Consider the following 14834-nt stretch of genomic DNA (forward strand, 5'->3'; position numbering starts at 1 on the left):
GCAGCGGTCACCGGGTCGCAAACCTAGGGAAAACACCAGATTCTTCTTACGCAAATCAGTTTGCCATAAACAAATCTACGTCGCATACTGCAAACGCGTTTGTTTTAGACAAATATTGATTTCGGAGCCCCCACATGAACACCGTCAAGAAATTCGCCTCTCAGGCCGACCTCGAAGAGAAGAAGATCAGCTTCACAAAGCTCTCGGAACACGCTTGGGCGTACACGGCAGAGGGCGACCCGAACACCGGCATCATCGTGGGCGACGACGCGGTGCTCGTCGCCGACACCCAGGCCACGCCGGCCATGGCGCAAGACGTGGTCAGGCGCATTCGCGAGGTGACCGACAAGCCGATCAAGTACGTGGTTCTGACCCACTATCACGCGGTGCGTGTGCTGGGCGCGAGCGGCTTCAATCCGCAGCAGATCATTTCGAGCCAGGACACCCGCGACCTGATCGTCGAACGCGGAGAACAGGACAAGGCGAGTGAGATCGGCCGCTTCCCGCGCCTGTTTCAGAACGTCGAGACGGTGCCACCGGGGCTGACGTGGCCCACCATGACCTTCACCGGCAAGATGACGCTCTGGCTGGGCAAGCTCGAGGTGCAACTGCTGCAGCTCGGCCGCGGCCATACCAAGGGCGACACGGTGGTCTGGCTGCCGCAAGATCGCGTGCTGCTCAGCGGCGACCTGGTCGAGTTCGATGCCACGCCGTATGCGGGCGATGCCTATTTCAAGGATTGGCCGCAGACGCTCGAGAACATCGCAGCGCTGAAGCCTGCCGCGCTGGTTCCGGGCCGCGGCCCCGCACTGCTGGGCGAAGCACAGGTCGCAGAAGGCCTCCAGGCCACCGGCGGTTTCATTGCCGACGTACGCGCCTCGGTCGAAGCCGGCGTGGCCGCCGGCAAGGACCTCCACGCGGTCTACCAGGACACCTTCGCCGCCCTCAAGCCCAAGTACGGCCACTGGGTCATCTTCGACCACTGCATGCCGTTCGATGTGACGCGCTGCTACGACGAAGTCACCCAGTACCCGGACCCGCGCATCTGGACAGCCGAGCGCGACATCGAGATGTGGAAGACGCTGGAGGGCTGAACTGCCCCACGCCGCAGGAGACAAGACCATGCAACTGAACGAACTTGCGGTTCGCAAGGGGGAAGCGGTCGACTACCAGAAGCTGGTGTTCGACTATGCCCGCCATCCCGACCAGGATGCGCCGGCGCCGGTGCGCCGTCCGGTGGTGGTCGTTGGCGCAGGCCCCGTGGGTTTGGCGCTGGCCATCGATCTGGCGCAGCGCAAGATTCCCGTGGTTCTTCTGGACAACGACAACACGCTGTCCACCGGCTCCCGCGCCATCTGTTTTGCGAAGCGCACGCTTGAGATTTTCGATCGCCTCGGATGCGGCGACCGCATGGTCGAGAAGGGCGTGTCCTGGAACGTCGGCCGTGTGTTCTTCAAGAACGAGGAGATCTACAGCTTCGACCTGTTGCCGGAGACGGGGCATGCGCGTCCCGCCTTCATCAATCTGCAGCAGTACTACGTGGAAGGTTTCCTGGCCGAGCGCGCGTCCGAGTTGCCGCTGATCGACCTGCGCTGGAAGAACAAGCTCACGGGCGTGGTGCAGCACGCGGACCATGTCGAGTTGACGATCGAGACGCCCGATGGTTCGTACCGGCTCGAGGCCGACCATGTCGCGGCCTGCGATGGAAGCCGCTCGAGCATGCGCGGCCTGTTGGGCCTCGAAAGCAAGGGACGCCAGTTCAAGGACCGCTTCCTGATCGCCGACGTGAAGATGAAGCTCGACCGGCAGGCCGAACGCTGGTTCTGGTTCGATCCCGAATTTCATCGCAACCAGAGCGTGCTGCTGCACATGCAGCCCGACAACGTCTGGCGCATCGACTTCCAGCTCGGCTGGGATGCCGATCCCGAAGAAGAAAAGAAGCCCGAGAAGATCATTCCCCGCGTCAAGGCGCTGCTGGGCGAAGACGCACAGTTCGATCTCGAATGGGCCAGCGTCTACACCTTCTCCTGCCTGCGGATGGACCGGTTCCGGCAGGGCCGCGTGTTCTTCGCCGGGGATTCGGCGCATGGTGTTTCGCCGTTCGGCGCGCGCGGCGCCAACTCGGGCGTGCAGGACGCGGAGAACCTGGCGTGGAAGCTTGCCGCGGTTCTGCAGCATCAGGCGCCCGACGCACTGCTCGACAGCTATGGCCACGAACGCGAATACGCGGCCGACGAAAACATCCTCAACTCGACGCGCGCCACCGATTTCATCACGCCCAAGAGCGAGATCAGCAGGCTGTTCCGGGACGCAGTGCTGGAGCTTGCAAAGTTCCACGCCTTTGCGCGCACCCTGGTCAACAGCGGCCGGCTGTCCCTGCCGGCCACGCTGCGCACGTCGGCCTTGAACACGCCGGACAGCGACCTGTTCGAAGGGGGCATGGTGCCGGGCGCCGTGGCCGCGGACGCGCCGGTGATCCGCGCCGATGGCAAGGCGGGCTGGCTGCTGCAGGAAGCAGCCAGCGGTGCGTTCACCGCGCTGGTGTTTGGCGAAGGCGAGATGGCGGACCTCGCGGCACGCGCTGCGGCTGAAGCGGGTGCAGCGGCTGGAGTGCCCGTTGCGACGGTGCGCATCCCCATCGACGAAGCCCATGCGCTGGCAACCCGGCGCTATGACGCGAGAGCAGGCACGGTCTACCTGCTGCGCCCCGACCAGCACGTATGCGGACGCTGGCGCAGTGCCGACGCAGGCATCGTGCGTGCGGCGCTGCATCGCGCGCTTTGCGCCGCCTGAAGAGATCGTTGCCCCTGCTGTACGAGGCGTTCGCTACCGCAACGCGCCGCTGAAATTCCAGTCACAACAACCCACGGAGACACAACCATGATTCGCCTTTTCCTCACCGGCCTGGCCCTGGCGGCAACCACTCATCTCGCCGTCGCGCAGGACAGCAAGCCCATCGAATGGGTGGTCGGCTACGCCGCGGGCGGCGGCTCCGACTCCGTCGCGCGTGCCGCGGCCGAAACGATGTCCAAGAGCCTGGCCCGGCCCATCGTGATCAACAACAAGCCTGGCGCGGCGACCAACATCGCCGCGGACTATGTCGCCCGCTCGAAGGACTACGGCAATGTCATGCTGACGGCCGACTTCGCCACCCTTGCAGCCAACCCCTTCCTGTTCTCCAAGCTCAGCTACAACGCCGAGAAAGATCTCACGCCGGTCGGCATGCTGGCGCGCTTCCCGCTCGTGCTGGTGGTCGGGCCCCAAGTGCCGGTGAAGAATTTCAAGGAGTTCGTCGCCTGGGCCAAGGCGCAACCCGGCGGTGTGAACTACGCTTCGGCGGGTGCCGGCAGTCCGCACCATCTGGCGGCTGAACTGCTGCGCGAAAAAACCGGTGTCACGATGGCGCACGTGGCGTACCGCGGTGCGGCACCCGCAATGCTGGACATCCTGGGCGGCCAGGTTCCTTTCATGATGGTCGACACCGCCAGCGGCAATCAGTTCGTGTTGGCCGGCAAGGTCAAGGCGATCGGCGTCGCGAGCTCGAAGCGCATTGCCACGCTGCCCGATGTGCCGACCCTTGCCGAGCAAGGACTGAGCGACTTCGAAGCCTATGCGTGGCAGGGACTCGCCGTGCCGAGTGGCACGCCTCCCGAAACGGTGGCGAAGCTCAACAAGGCGTTGGTCGACGCGTTGAATTCGACTGCGGTGCAAGCACGCTTTCTCGCCCTGGGCGTCGAAGGGCTGCCGGGCACACCGAACGACATGGCCAGGTATGTCAAGGACGAGCGCGAGCGTTGGGGCCGCCTCATCAAGGCGAACAACATCAAGGTCGATTGATCCGGGACGGAATCATTTCGCGGCAGACGCGCGATGGACGCACGGTGGACGTTGTGCGCTCGCCCTTGCGCTGGCAGCCCTTGCGGCGTTTAGTTCTATGTCCACTGGCCAGTTGGGCTTGCGAATACTTAACGATACATTCAAGTCCCGAAGACGAGCCGGCCTCTTTGGCAGCGTAAATGCCGGCAATGGGGAGAAGTGAATGCCGCTTTTGTTCTTGATGAGGCTGCAGCATGTGCAGCTTCCGGTTCGAGTTTCCTGCCCGGAGGAAATCCGGCACGTCTCAGTACTTCTGTCTACCGGTTTGATCGAGGCCGAGATCGCTACGCTCGAGCCGAACACGCCCTACGCTTCGTCGCGTTTGGCGACGGTCGTTCGCATCACTGCGGCCGGCGTTGCCGAGCTGGCGAAGATGAGCGATATGCCTGCGCTCAGGCGAACCGCATTGCAATTTGGCCGCGGATTGCGGTTGATGTGAACCGCCCCTGGATCTGAACTGCCCCCCGGAAGTTGGACGAAATTCTGGAGGCAGTTCAATTTCGAGGAGATCAGTTCGGGCGTGCGTGAAGGGTTGACAACCGATCAGAACGTCCAGTTCAGGTTGACCTTGAAGCCATGGTCCTTGAGCCCGTCGCCGAACTGACCCGAATACGAGGCACTCAGCGCCAGGTTCGGGCGCAGCTGCGTCTCGGCCCCGGCTTCGAGCACCGCGACGTTCTTGGCCAGCGGCACGCCGGTGATGGTGAACGGCAGGCTGCCGCCGAAGGCATGGGTGCTCGTGGGTGCCGCATCGCCGAACGCATGGCGCCAGCCCAGCATGCCGCGCAGTTTGATGCTGTCGCTGGCCTGCATGCTTGCACGCACACCCAAGGTCGAGAGGGTCGCATCGGTGCTGCCGCCATAGCCGTACAGCGCGGCAAGCCCGCCGCGCTCCATGAAGGCGTCGCTCTTCAGCGTCACGTGGGCAAGGCCGACGAAGGGTTCGAGGGCCGCGCGGCCCATCTCGAGGCGGTGGCCGAGCTCGCCGAACAGCTGGCGCGTCGTGCTGTCGTACTTGCCGGCCAGGCTGTCGGTAAAGCCCGCAAAGGTGGCGGAGCGGCCGGTCTCCGTCTTGTTCCAGCTGCGGCTCGCGCCCAGGCGCAGGGCCGTGGCGCCCCATTGCGTGCCGCCATAGACGCCCACGTGGTAGCTGTCGGTCTTGGCGCTGCTGTTGCGCGCGCTGGTGTCCGCGCTGGCACGGCTGTAGCCGCCCAGTGCGCCCACGCGCCAACCCGAGCCCACGCCGGTGTCCGCGCCGACGAAGAACCCGCCGATGTCGCGCTTGAGCTTGGCCGCGTTGCCGTCGGTGTCGATGCTGCCCCAGGAGCCGAACACCTGGCCCCAGCTTGAACGCGCCTGGCCGTCCTCGGGCGTGCAGGCCGTACCGGCCTGCTGCGGTGTCTGCGCCGCACTGCCGGGCGCGCACGCCGCACTGCGCAGGCGGTCGGTCGCAGCCTCGCGCACGAAGCGGCCGTCTTCCAGCAGCGCCGTTTTGGAGGAGGCGTGGATGTCTGCCGACAGCTGGTTCAAGGCATCGCGCGCCGCAAAGTCGTTGGGCAGCCACGCCACGGCCGTGGCCAGGCCGTTGGTTCCGGGCAGGCTTTCCAGCGCCACGCCGACCGCGGCCTGATTGGGCGTGGTGGCGGGTTCGACGAAGCTGCGGGTTTTCTCGGCCAGCAAATAGACATGGTTCGCGTCGTAGCTGTCGGTCACGCGCACGAAGGCGCTCTGGGTATCGCCCGTCAGGGTGTAGGTGCCGACGATGCCACCGTCGGCGCTCAGCACCGTGTACCGGGTGCCCGGGCCGAAGCTGCCGTTGCCCGTGCGAACGACATTGAGACGCGAGCCGCTCGCGAGGTTGGCGCTGCCGCTCACACGCAAGAGGTCGGACGCGGTGGAGGCCGGATCGACCTCGGCTTGGTAGGTCGAGCCCGACAGCTGCGTGAAGTTGCCGTTGACGCTGAGCGTGCCGATGGAATTGCCCGGCGAGACGGTGCCGGCGACGCTCGTGCTGCCGACCGAGCCGGCGCCTTGCAGTCGCCCGGCCGCCAGCACGTTCACCGTGCCGCCGAGCGCGCCGTTGACGGCGAGCGTGCCGCCTTCGACCGAAGTCGAGCCGGTGAACGCCGCGCCGTTGCCCGTGAGGTTGGTCATGCCGGCGCCGACCTGCCGGAGGGCGCCGCTGCCGGAGATATTGCCGGCGAGATCGAGCCGGTTCGAGCGATTGAAGACCAGCGTGCCGTCGTTCGCCACATTGCCGGCGATCGAGCCCGAAGTGCCGCCACTGCCGAGCTGAAGGGTGCCCGCACTGCCGATGGTCGTTCCACCCGTATAGGTGTTGGTGCCCGTCAGCACCTGCGTGCCGGCCGCGAGCACGAGGCTGCCCGTGCCTGCGATGGCGCCGCTGAAGGTGTCGGCGGCCGCGGTCAGCGTAAGGGCCTTGTCGCCGAGCGCGACGGCGCCGCTGCCCGACAGGCGCTGCACACTGGTGCCGGCCGCGCTCACGCCAGAAATATCGAAGGTGCCATTGGCGACCACCTGGCTGGAGCTTGCGATGTTGCCGGCGCCTGCAAGCGCGAGCGTGCCGGAGGCGATCGTTGTTGCGCCGGTATAGCCGTTCGCCGCCGTGAGCACCGTCGTGCCCGTGCCCGCGTTCGTGACCGCACCGGCGCCGGAGACCAGGCCGCCGAAGGTCGCGACATCCGATCGATTGAAGATCAGCGTTCCGTTGTTGGTGACGTCGCCGGCGATCGAGCCCGAGGTGCCGCCGTTGCCAAGCTGCAAGGCGCCTCCACTGATCGTGGTGCCGCCCGTGTAGCTGTTGGCGCCGGTGAGCACCAGGGTGCCGGCGTTCACGGCGAGTGCCGCGTTGCCGCTGATCGTGCTGTCGAGCTGCGCAGTGCCCGAGTTCAAGGTGACGCTGTTCATGCCGCTGATGGCATAGGCTGCGCCGTGCGTGAAGCTGTTCGCGCCGAGGTTGAAGTTCAGCGCGTCGGCGCCGTCGCCGGTGATGCTGCCGTTGATTGCGCCGCCGGTGACGGTCACGCTGTCGGTGCCGCCGCCGAGCAGCACGGAGCCGTTGATGGTCCCAGCCGTGGTGATAGTGGCATTGCCGCCGGTCTCGTCCGTGCCGTCGCGGTCAATGTCGCCGTCCCGGATGGCGATACCGGATCCGCCGGCGTTGATCGTGGCGCCGCCGCCGATGTTCAGCGTGCCGCCTGCGGCCGCGCCAGTGCGGATACCAGCGCCGAAGCCGGTGCCTCCCGTGACCGTTCCACCGGTCACATCAACGGCGTAGGTTCCGTTGCTAAACGCACGAATACCATCGGCATTGTTCATGAGGGCATCAACAGTGCCGCCACTCATCTGGACGATGGCTCGGCCGGTGCCATTAGCCTGGCTAGCGAGCCCGATACCGTTGGCCCCCTGCGCAGTTGCCGAGCCGCCCTGCATCACGACCGTGGCATCGGCCGGGGATAAGCCAGCAGCGAGAACAGCAGATAGTGCATTGCCGTTGCGAGCCAGAACCGTTCCGCCAGTCATGGTCGTGGTTGCTGCGCCGTTACCGGCGTTGATGGCTTGCAGACCATGCCCGCCAGAGTCGACCGAGCCGCCTGTCATTGTGACGCTCGCGGCCGACGAGGAGGGGAAAATGCTCACCTGTGCGCGAACACCAATCGAACTGGCGCCGCTTGTTTGGATGGAACCGCCCGACACCGTCACGCTGGCGTCTCCGGTTGCACTCCCGCCGATCGATGCTGAAAGTCCGACGGCCCCAAAACCGTTCGACGTATTGGCGACTTGTCCCCCGGCCATCGTGATATTCACGCTGCCGCTGCCGAATGTATTGGTCGCGAGCACTGTAGTGAGCGCATTGGAGCTGATCGAGCCACCGCCAATCGTGATGTTCCCGGGCCCGTTGCGCGGGTTGTTGATCGTGATCGCACCGCGGCCGACGCCGGTGATCGAGGTCACGCTGTTGACATTGATTGCGAGTTCCCTCGCGTTGACTGCTGCACCCTGAAGAAACACGGCCGCACCGCCTATGGTCCCCTGGATCACCATGGCCGGATTGTTCAGATTGAGCGTCAGGCCGTCGCTGCCTGTGTATTGAAGGCCGGTGGGATAGCTGGTCCCCAGGCAGGTGATCGAATCGGCACCGCCACCTTCGGCACCGCACTCGTTAGCCGCGCGCGCCAACTGGGGGGTGCCGGCGAGAAATGCGACGGCGAGTGCGATGGCTGAAACCGTAAACCCGGAAGCGCTGTTCGCGGCGGACCTGCCTGGCGCAGCCACCGAGTGGGCGTTCTTGCTGGACCTGTGGCGCGTGAGCCGTGTGTTGCCTGCGGGCGATTTCATCTGGGAAGGTCTCCCTGAATTGGTCAGCTGATCATCAGGTTGTGAGAAATTTTTACAACTAGTCACGTAAGCCTTAAGGGCTCATCCAAGGAGATTTTTTGCGCGGGTGTGGGTTGGTGGAGACAGGCGGACGCGACCCTACGCACGCATCCGCGGAAAATGATATGGTAGGCATCATGCGAATCGCGAAAACCACCCCCAGAGCAGCGGCCAAGGAAGCCACGCACGAACGCATCGTGTCCGTGGCGGCCCGCGCAATCCGTCGCACGGGCTATGAGGGGACGGGCGTCGCAGACATCATGAAAGAAGCCGGCCTGACGCATGGCGCCTTCTATGCCCACTTCGCGTCGCGCGAGGCCATGCTGGCCGAAGCGGCGGGGAGGGCGTGCGCGGAAGCCGCTGCCGCCGCGGCCGAAGTCGTGGCCCGCACGCCTGCCGACCAGGTGCTTGCCTCCATGCTGGGCGCCTATTTGTCGAAGGAACACGTCGAACGCGCCGACGTGGGATGCCCTCTGGCAGCACTCGGCTGCGAAACCTCGCGCCAGGTACCCGAAGTGCGCCGGGTGACCACCCGGCACATCAAGGAAATGATCGACTTGCTGGCCCGCCAGCTGCCGGACTGGGGGCAACCAGGTGCCCACGAGCGGGCGCTGGTGACCCTCTCCACGATGGTGGGCGCCTTGCTGCTGGCGCGCGCAGTCGATGAGCCTGCGCTGTCCGACGGCCTTCGCCAGGCAGCGCTCAATCACCTGAGCCCCGTGGGCAGCTGAATCCGCCAATGGACCTGCTGCCCTTTTCTTTGCCTTTTAATATGACGAACATCATGCAAAATAGATCGATCGACAACACCCGGCACGCCGGGAACAAGGAAGCCTCATGAAAGCATTCGTGCTCGAGCGCTATGGAAAAAAGCGCGCATTGCGATCGACGGATATGCCGACACCCGAGCTGCGCGATGACGAGGTCCTGGTCGAGGTCCATGCCGCGGGCGTGAACCTGCTGGACGCCAAGATCAGGGGCGGCGAGTTCAAGCTCATCCTGCCTTATCAGTTGCCGCTGGTGCTGGGCCACGACGTGGCCGGCGTCGTGGTGCAGGTGGGCCGGCGCGTGCAGCACTTCAGGCCGGGCGACGAGGTGTATGCGCGGCCGGACGATTTCCGCATCGGCACTTTTGCCGAGTTCGTCGCGGTCAAGGAGGCATCGCTGGCGCCCAAGCCCAAGGGCCTCACGATGGCCGAGGCCGCTTCCATTCCGCTGGTGGGCCTGACGGCATGGCAGGCATTGGTCGAGAAGGCAAAGCTGAAGAAGGGGCAGAAGGTCTTCATCCAGGCCGGCTCCGGCGGCGTCGGCACCTTTGCCATCCAGCTGGCCAGGCACCTGGGCGCCACCGTCGCCACGACGACGAGCACGGCCAACGCCGAGTGGGTGAAGAGCCTGGGCGCCGACGTCGTCATCGACTACAAGACGCAGGACTTCGAAGAGGTGCTGCGCGACTACGACGTGGTCCTGAACAGCCAGGACGGCAAGACGCTCGAGAAGTCGCTTCGCGTGCTCAAGCGCGGCGGAAAGCTCATCTCCATCTCGGGTCCGCCCGACCCTGCATTCGGCAGCGACATCGGCGCTTCGGGTTTCGTGACACTCGTCATGCGGCTGCTGAGCTCGGGCGTGCGCCGGAAGGCGCGGGGCCGGAGTATCGACTACTCGTTCCTCTTCATGACGGCGAACGGCAGCCAGTTGCGGGAGATCACCCGGCTCATCGAGGCCGGGGCCATCCGACCGGTGATCGACCGGGTCTTTCCGTTCGACTCGACCAACGAGGCCCTGGCCTATGTCGAAGCGGGCCGTGCCAAGGGCAAGGTCGTCATCCAGGTCAAGTGAATCTCACGCTCAACCACCATCCACTTTTTTGGAGCCTCTCATAAAGATTGAAAACGCTGTCGCCCTCGTCACGGGGGCCAACCGCGGCATCGGCCTGGCTTTTGCGCGCGAGCTGCTCGCCCGAGGCGCCCGCAAGGTCTATGCGGCTGCGCGCGACCCGGCCACCGTCACGCAAGCCGGTGTGACGCCCTTGCGGCTCGACGTCAACAAGCCCGAAGACGTGGCCGCCGCCACGGAGCTGGCGTCGGACGTGACGCTTGTGATCAACAACGCCGGCATCGCGCAACCCGGAGGCTTTCTTGCCGCGGACAGCGAAGAAGTCGCACGACGCATCTTCGAGACCAACTTCTTCGCCGTGCTGCGCATGAGCAAGGCCTTTGCGCCGGCGCTCAAGGCCAGCGGCGGCGGCGCGTTGCTCAATGTGCTCTCGGTCGCCTCGTGGGTGAACGGTGGCGAACTGGCCGCCTACTCGGCGAGCAAGTCCGCAGCCTGGTCGCTCACCAATGCCTTGCGCAATGAACTGGCGGCGCAGAAGACACAGGTGCTTGGCTTGCACATGGCCTATGTCGACACCGACCTGACGCGCGGGTTCGAGGTGCCGAAGTCCAGCCCCGAGGAGATCGTGCGGCGCGCTCTCGACGGACTCGAAGCGGGCCTCGACGAGGTGCTGGCCGACGATCTCACGCTGCAAGTGAAGCAGGGGATGACGGCAGCGCGGCCGAGCTACCTGCCGCAACTGCGCTGAGCCGGAGCCCTCGGGTTTGGCTTCTGGTGCCGCCGTACTCACCGGAGTTCGCGCAAAAAGGGCATTCGGCCTGCCGGCCATGGCGGGCAGTACCGCCGGAGCCAGTCCGATAGAAACCTGCCCCGCAAAGCAAAACGGTGACAGGGGCAGAAGCCACTGTCACCGTTCACATTTTTTGGTCGGGGCGAAAGGATTCGAACCTTCGACCCTCTGGTCCCAAACCAGATGCGCTACCAGGCTGCGCTACACCCCGACAAGCCTTCTATTCTAGCCCGAATATGGAGCTCTCAGCGTTTCTCGTACTGGGTCTTGCCGAAAAGAATCTCGCGCTCCTTGTCGCCGGTGATCGGCTGGCGCAGATCGGCCAGCACTTTCACGCCACGCTGTACGGCGGGCCTTGCGGCAATGGCGTCGAACCAGGCTTTCAGGTGCGGGTAGTCGGTGAGGATGATGCCCTGGTTTTCCCAGCTGCGCAGCCACGGGAAGATGGCGATGTCGGCAATCGAATAGGTCTTGCCCGCAATGAACTTGTTCTTCGACAGCTGCTTGTCGATCACGCCGTAGAGGCGCTTGGCCTCGTTGCTGTAGCGATCGATGGCATAGCCGATCTTTTCGGGCGCATACATGCGGAAGTGATGCGCCTGCCCGAGCATGGGGCCGACACCGCCCATCTGGAACATGAGCCACTGCAGCACGTCGTAGCGTTCGCGGTCGCTCGTGGGCAGCAGCTGGCCGGTCTTGCCCGCCAGGTAGACGAGGATGGCGCCCGACTCGAAGAGCGAGATCGGTTGGCCGTCCGGACCGTCCGGGTCGGTGATCGCGGGAATCTTGTTGTTCGGGCTGATCTGCAGGAAGTCGGGGGCGAACTGGTCGCCCTTGCCGATGTTGATCGGCCGCGCGTTGTAAGGCAGGCCGCACTCCTCCAGCATGATGTGAATCTTGTGGCCGTTGGGCGTGGGCCAGGAATAGACCTCGATGGGCGATGCGGGCATGTCGCGGGCTCCGATGTGCGGGTGGTTGTGATTCGAGGAAGGCAGCATATACGCGGCCGTTCAAATGCGCGCCGGGCCGGGAATTGCGCCACCGGCCCTGCCGTGCCGAAGGGCCGGTCAGGCGACGGCCGAGCTGGACGACAGGTGCTGGTGAATCAACGCGACCACCGCGGCGCCTTCGCCGATGGCGCCGCCCACGCGCTTGACCGAGCCCGACCGCACATCGCCCACCGCAAAGACGCCGTGCACGCTGGATTCGAGGGCCGTGGCGGGCCGTGCCGGAAATCCGCTGCTCGCCGCGTCGCCTGTCAGCACGAAGCCATGCTTGTCGACCGAAACGGCGCAGCCCTCGAGCCAGCTGGTTTCGGGTTCGGCCCCAACGAACAGGAAGATATTGCGAGCCGCGCAGTCGTGCTCGTTGCCCGTCGCCTCGCAGCGCCATGTGGCGCCGGTCAGGCCTTCGTCGGAGCCGCCGTTCAGCTTCACCAACTGGGTGTGGGGATGCAGTTCGATGTTGGGCGTGGCCTCGATGCGGTCGATCAGGTAGCGCGACATGCTGGCCGCGAGCGAAGGACCTCGCACCAGCACATTGACCTTGGCCGCATGGCGCGACAGGAACACCGCGGCCTGGCCCGCCGAGTTGCCGCCGCCGACCAGCGCGACCTCTTGCTGCGAGCAAAGCTTCGCTTCGATGGCCGACGCCCAGTACCAGATGCCGCGGCCTTCGAACTCGGACAGCCGCGGCACGTCGGGCCGCCGGTAGCGCGCCCCGCTGGCAATGACCACCGTGCGTGCGTTGATGGTGCGGCCGTCGGCCAGGGCGATGCGCAGGCTGCCCGCCGCGTTGTCGCGCGTGCAGTCCAGTGAGGTGACCTTCACGGGAATCAGCATCTCGACGCCGAATTTCTGGGCCTGCACGAACGCCCGGCCTGCGAGCGCCTGCCCCGAGATGCCGGTGGGAAAGCCCAGGTAGTTCTCGATGCGCGCGCTGGCGCCGGCCTGGCCACCGAAGGCGCGGCAGTCGAGCACGATCACGCGCAGGCCTTCGGAGGCCGCATACACGGCCGTGGCCAGGCCGGCCGGACCGGCGCCGACCACGGCCACGTCGAACAGCTCGTCGCGCTCGGCGGTGTCCAGCATGCCGAGGCAGCGCGCCAGGGCATCCTCGGCCGGGTTGACCAGCACCGAGCCGTCGGGGCACACCGCAAGCAGCTTGCAGGTGCCGTACTGCTCCAGCAGCGCCGCGGCATCCGGGTCTTCCGCCGCATCGACCAGGTGATAGGGGTGGCCGTTGCGGCGCAGAAAGTTTTCGAGCCTTGCCATGTCGGGCGACTGGGGCTTGCCGATCAGCACCGGCCCGCTGGCGCCGGATTCGATCAGCGCCACGCGGCGCAGGATCAGCGCGCGGGTGATGCGTTCGCCAAGGTCCGCTTCGGCCACGAGCAGTGCGCGCAGTTGCGCGGGCGGCACGACCAGCGCTTCGACTTCTTCGTCGGCATGGCCGTCGACCAGGGCAGGGCGGCCGCTCAGCTGGCCCACCTCGGCAAGGAACTCGCCCGGCCCCTGGCGCACGATCGGCACCACGTGGCCGAGGCCGTCGCGCTGCGTGATGGCGACCACGCCCTTGAGCAGGACGAACATGCCGGGGCCTGTTTCTCCGGCGGTAAACAGCCGCTCCCCGCGCGCAAAGCGCTGCACCGTTCCGAACCGCGCGATGCGCGCGATCTCGGTATCGCTGAGAACGGGAAAGGTCTGGTGAAGGCGGTTGTCGAAATTGCTGCTTGCGTCGGTGGCCATTTAAAAAAACTCCATGTCGCGGATCCACCGCATTAGACAACCTGGCGGCGCCGGATGCAGCGCCCGAACGCGAAGCCCCGAGCGCGCGGTAACACCGTCATGCAAATGCAATGCCGCTGACATGCGGCTTTCACCGCAGGTGCAGAGACTCCGTCGGCAGAAAGGGTCCCCATGAAAGAACTGCCCAACCCGACGTTTCCGCTGTCGCAGATCGGCCTGCGCGCCGCCCTGTGGCCCGCTCCTGCCCTGGCAAGTGCGCGCACGTCTCTGCCCGAGGCGCCGGCTGCGGTTCTCGTGCCACCGGTCGTCGATGCCAAGCAGGGCATTACCGTGAGCTGGGCGCGCCACCTGGACGAGGTGCGCGCCGCGCAGCGCCTGCGCCATGCCGTGTTCGTCGGCGAAATGGGCGCACGCGTGAGCACGCCGCTGGTAGGCCACGACATCGACCTGTTCGACGACTTCTGCGAGCACCTGCTGGTGCGCGACGAACTCACGCAGCAGGTGATCGGCACCTACCGCGTGCTCACGCCAGCCCAGGCCCGGCGCGTGGGCAGCACCTACAGCGACACCGAATTCGACCTGACCCGGCTGCGCGATTTGCGCGAGCGCATGGTCGAACTGGGCCGCAGCTGCGTGCATCCGGCGCATCGGCAGGGCGGGGTGATCCTAGCCTTGTGGGGCGCGCTGGCCGGCTTCATGCACCGCAACAAGCTCGACACCATGATCGGCTGCGCGAGCATTCCCATGTCGCACAACGGCGTGACCAGCGGTGATGCCGCAGCCAGCATTTGGCGGCAACTGTCGGCCAGCCACATGGCGCCGATCCAGTATCAGGTGCAGCCGCGGCTGCCGCTGCCGGTCGAGCGGCTCGACAGCGCACTCGACGTCGAGCCGCCGGCGCTCATCAAGGGTTACCTGCGCCTGGGCGCGAAGGTGCTGGGCGCACCGGCATGGGACCCGGACTTCAACACCGCGGACCTCCCGATGCTGATGCGCATCGACGACTTGCCGGCGCGCTACCGCAAGCACTTTCTGGGCGCATGAAACCAGCGGTTGCCCGGTCCGGTGCCGTGCCATCCGTTTCCTTGCCCGGTTCGGGAGAGCCGGACGTTGGCCAGCCGGCGTCACGGGAGCGTCACGGAAACGTCATAAACAAGGACGAAACTGTCATATTTCCGCCTACGTGT

The 14834-nt window shown here is 65.7% G+C and carries 13 protein-coding genes and 1 tRNA gene; 10 read left to right on the plus strand and 4 right to left on the minus strand.

All coding sequences use genetic code 11. From position 1 onward, the window contains the following. The first annotated feature begins 134 nt into the window (after positions 1-134). The 4 genes from QFZ42_RS09620 to QFZ42_RS09635 all read left to right on the plus strand — a co-directional run bounded on the left by QFZ42_RS09620 (position 135) and on the right by QFZ42_RS09635 (position 4315). The gene (locus QFZ42_RS09620; RefSeq protein ID WP_307700741.1) at positions 135-1094 is read left to right on the plus strand and encodes an MBL fold metallo-hydrolase; all 960 of its coding nucleotides are present in this window, start codon (positions 135-137) and stop codon (positions 1092-1094) included. A gap of 28 nt (positions 1095-1122) precedes the next feature. Continuing rightward, complete coding sequence (locus tag QFZ42_RS09625; protein ID WP_307700742.1) at positions 1123-2793, plus strand: FAD-dependent oxidoreductase; 1671 nt, start codon at positions 1123-1125, stop codon at positions 2791-2793. 87 nt (positions 2794-2880) lie between these two features. After that, complete coding sequence (locus tag QFZ42_RS09630) at positions 2881-3837, plus strand: Bug family tripartite tricarboxylate transporter substrate binding protein (RefSeq protein ID WP_307700743.1); 957 nt, start codon at positions 2881-2883, stop codon at positions 3835-3837. 202 nt (positions 3838-4039) lie between these two features. Beyond that, positions 4040-4315, plus strand: coding sequence for a hypothetical protein (locus QFZ42_RS09635; protein ID WP_307700744.1), 276 nt, complete (start codon positions 4040-4042; stop codon positions 4313-4315). Positions 4316-4419: 104 nt separating this feature from the next. Here QFZ42_RS09635 and QFZ42_RS09640 read toward each other — a convergent pair whose 3' ends face one another. Then, the gene (locus tag QFZ42_RS09640) at positions 4420-7215 is read right to left on the minus strand and encodes an autotransporter outer membrane beta-barrel domain-containing protein (RefSeq protein WP_307700745.1); all 2796 of its coding nucleotides are present in this window, start codon (positions 7213-7215) and stop codon (positions 4420-4422) included. A gap of 283 nt (positions 7216-7498) precedes the next feature. On the opposite strand from QFZ42_RS09640, the gene QFZ42_RS09645 reads away from it, so the two are divergent. From QFZ42_RS09645 to QFZ42_RS09665, 5 genes are all read left to right on the plus strand, one after another. Then, positions 7499-7900 carry a hypothetical protein gene (locus tag QFZ42_RS09645; protein ID WP_307700746.1) on the plus strand — a complete coding sequence of 134 codons (402 nt, stop codon included), beginning with the start codon at positions 7499-7501 and terminating at the stop codon, positions 7898-7900. Positions 7901-8113: 213 nt separating this feature from the next. After that, on the plus strand, positions 8114-8266 hold the full coding sequence (locus QFZ42_RS09650) for a hypothetical protein (RefSeq protein WP_307700747.1): 153 nt from the start codon (positions 8114-8116) through the stop codon (positions 8264-8266). Between the two features lie 133 nt (positions 8267-8399). Beyond that, the gene (locus QFZ42_RS09655; protein WP_307700748.1) at positions 8400-9005 is read left to right on the plus strand and encodes a TetR/AcrR family transcriptional regulator; all 606 of its coding nucleotides are present in this window, start codon (positions 8400-8402) and stop codon (positions 9003-9005) included. A gap of 106 nt (positions 9006-9111) precedes the next feature. Then, positions 9112-10113 (plus strand): NADP-dependent oxidoreductase, encoded by a 1002-nt coding sequence (locus tag QFZ42_RS09660; protein WP_307700749.1) that lies wholly within the window; start codon positions 9112-9114, stop codon positions 10111-10113. A 40-nt stretch (positions 10114-10153) separates the two neighbouring features. Further along, entirely contained in the window at positions 10154-10858 is a 705-nt protein-coding gene (locus QFZ42_RS09665; protein ID WP_307704207.1) for an SDR family oxidoreductase, read from the plus strand. 176 nt (positions 10859-11034) lie between these two features. On the opposite strand, the gene QFZ42_RS09670 is transcribed toward QFZ42_RS09665, so the two are convergent. The 3 genes from QFZ42_RS09670 to QFZ42_RS09680 all read right to left on the minus strand — a co-directional run bounded on the left by QFZ42_RS09670 (position 11035) and on the right by QFZ42_RS09680 (position 13647). Then, positions 11035-11111: transfer RNA gene (locus QFZ42_RS09670), tRNA-Pro, on the minus strand. 34 nt (positions 11112-11145) lie between these two features. Beyond that, the gene (locus QFZ42_RS09675) at positions 11146-11850 is read right to left on the minus strand and encodes a glutathione binding-like protein (protein ID WP_307700750.1); all 705 of its coding nucleotides are present in this window, start codon (positions 11848-11850) and stop codon (positions 11146-11148) included. 117 nt (positions 11851-11967) lie between these two features. Next, the gene (locus QFZ42_RS09680) at positions 11968-13647 is read right to left on the minus strand and encodes an FAD-dependent oxidoreductase (protein ID WP_307700751.1); all 1680 of its coding nucleotides are present in this window, start codon (positions 13645-13647) and stop codon (positions 11968-11970) included. Between the two features lie 171 nt (positions 13648-13818). On the opposite strand from QFZ42_RS09680, the gene QFZ42_RS09685 reads away from it, so the two are divergent. Then, a complete protein-coding gene (locus QFZ42_RS09685) occupies positions 13819-14691 on the plus strand; it encodes a GNAT family N-acetyltransferase (RefSeq protein ID WP_307700752.1) in 873 nt (290 codons plus the stop codon). Positions 14692-14834: the final 143 nt, after the last annotated feature.

The sequence above is a fragment of the Variovorax paradoxus genome (assembly GCF_030815855.1).
GTDB classification, from domain to species: domain Bacteria; phylum Pseudomonadota; class Gammaproteobacteria; order Burkholderiales; family Burkholderiaceae_C; genus Variovorax; species Variovorax paradoxus_M.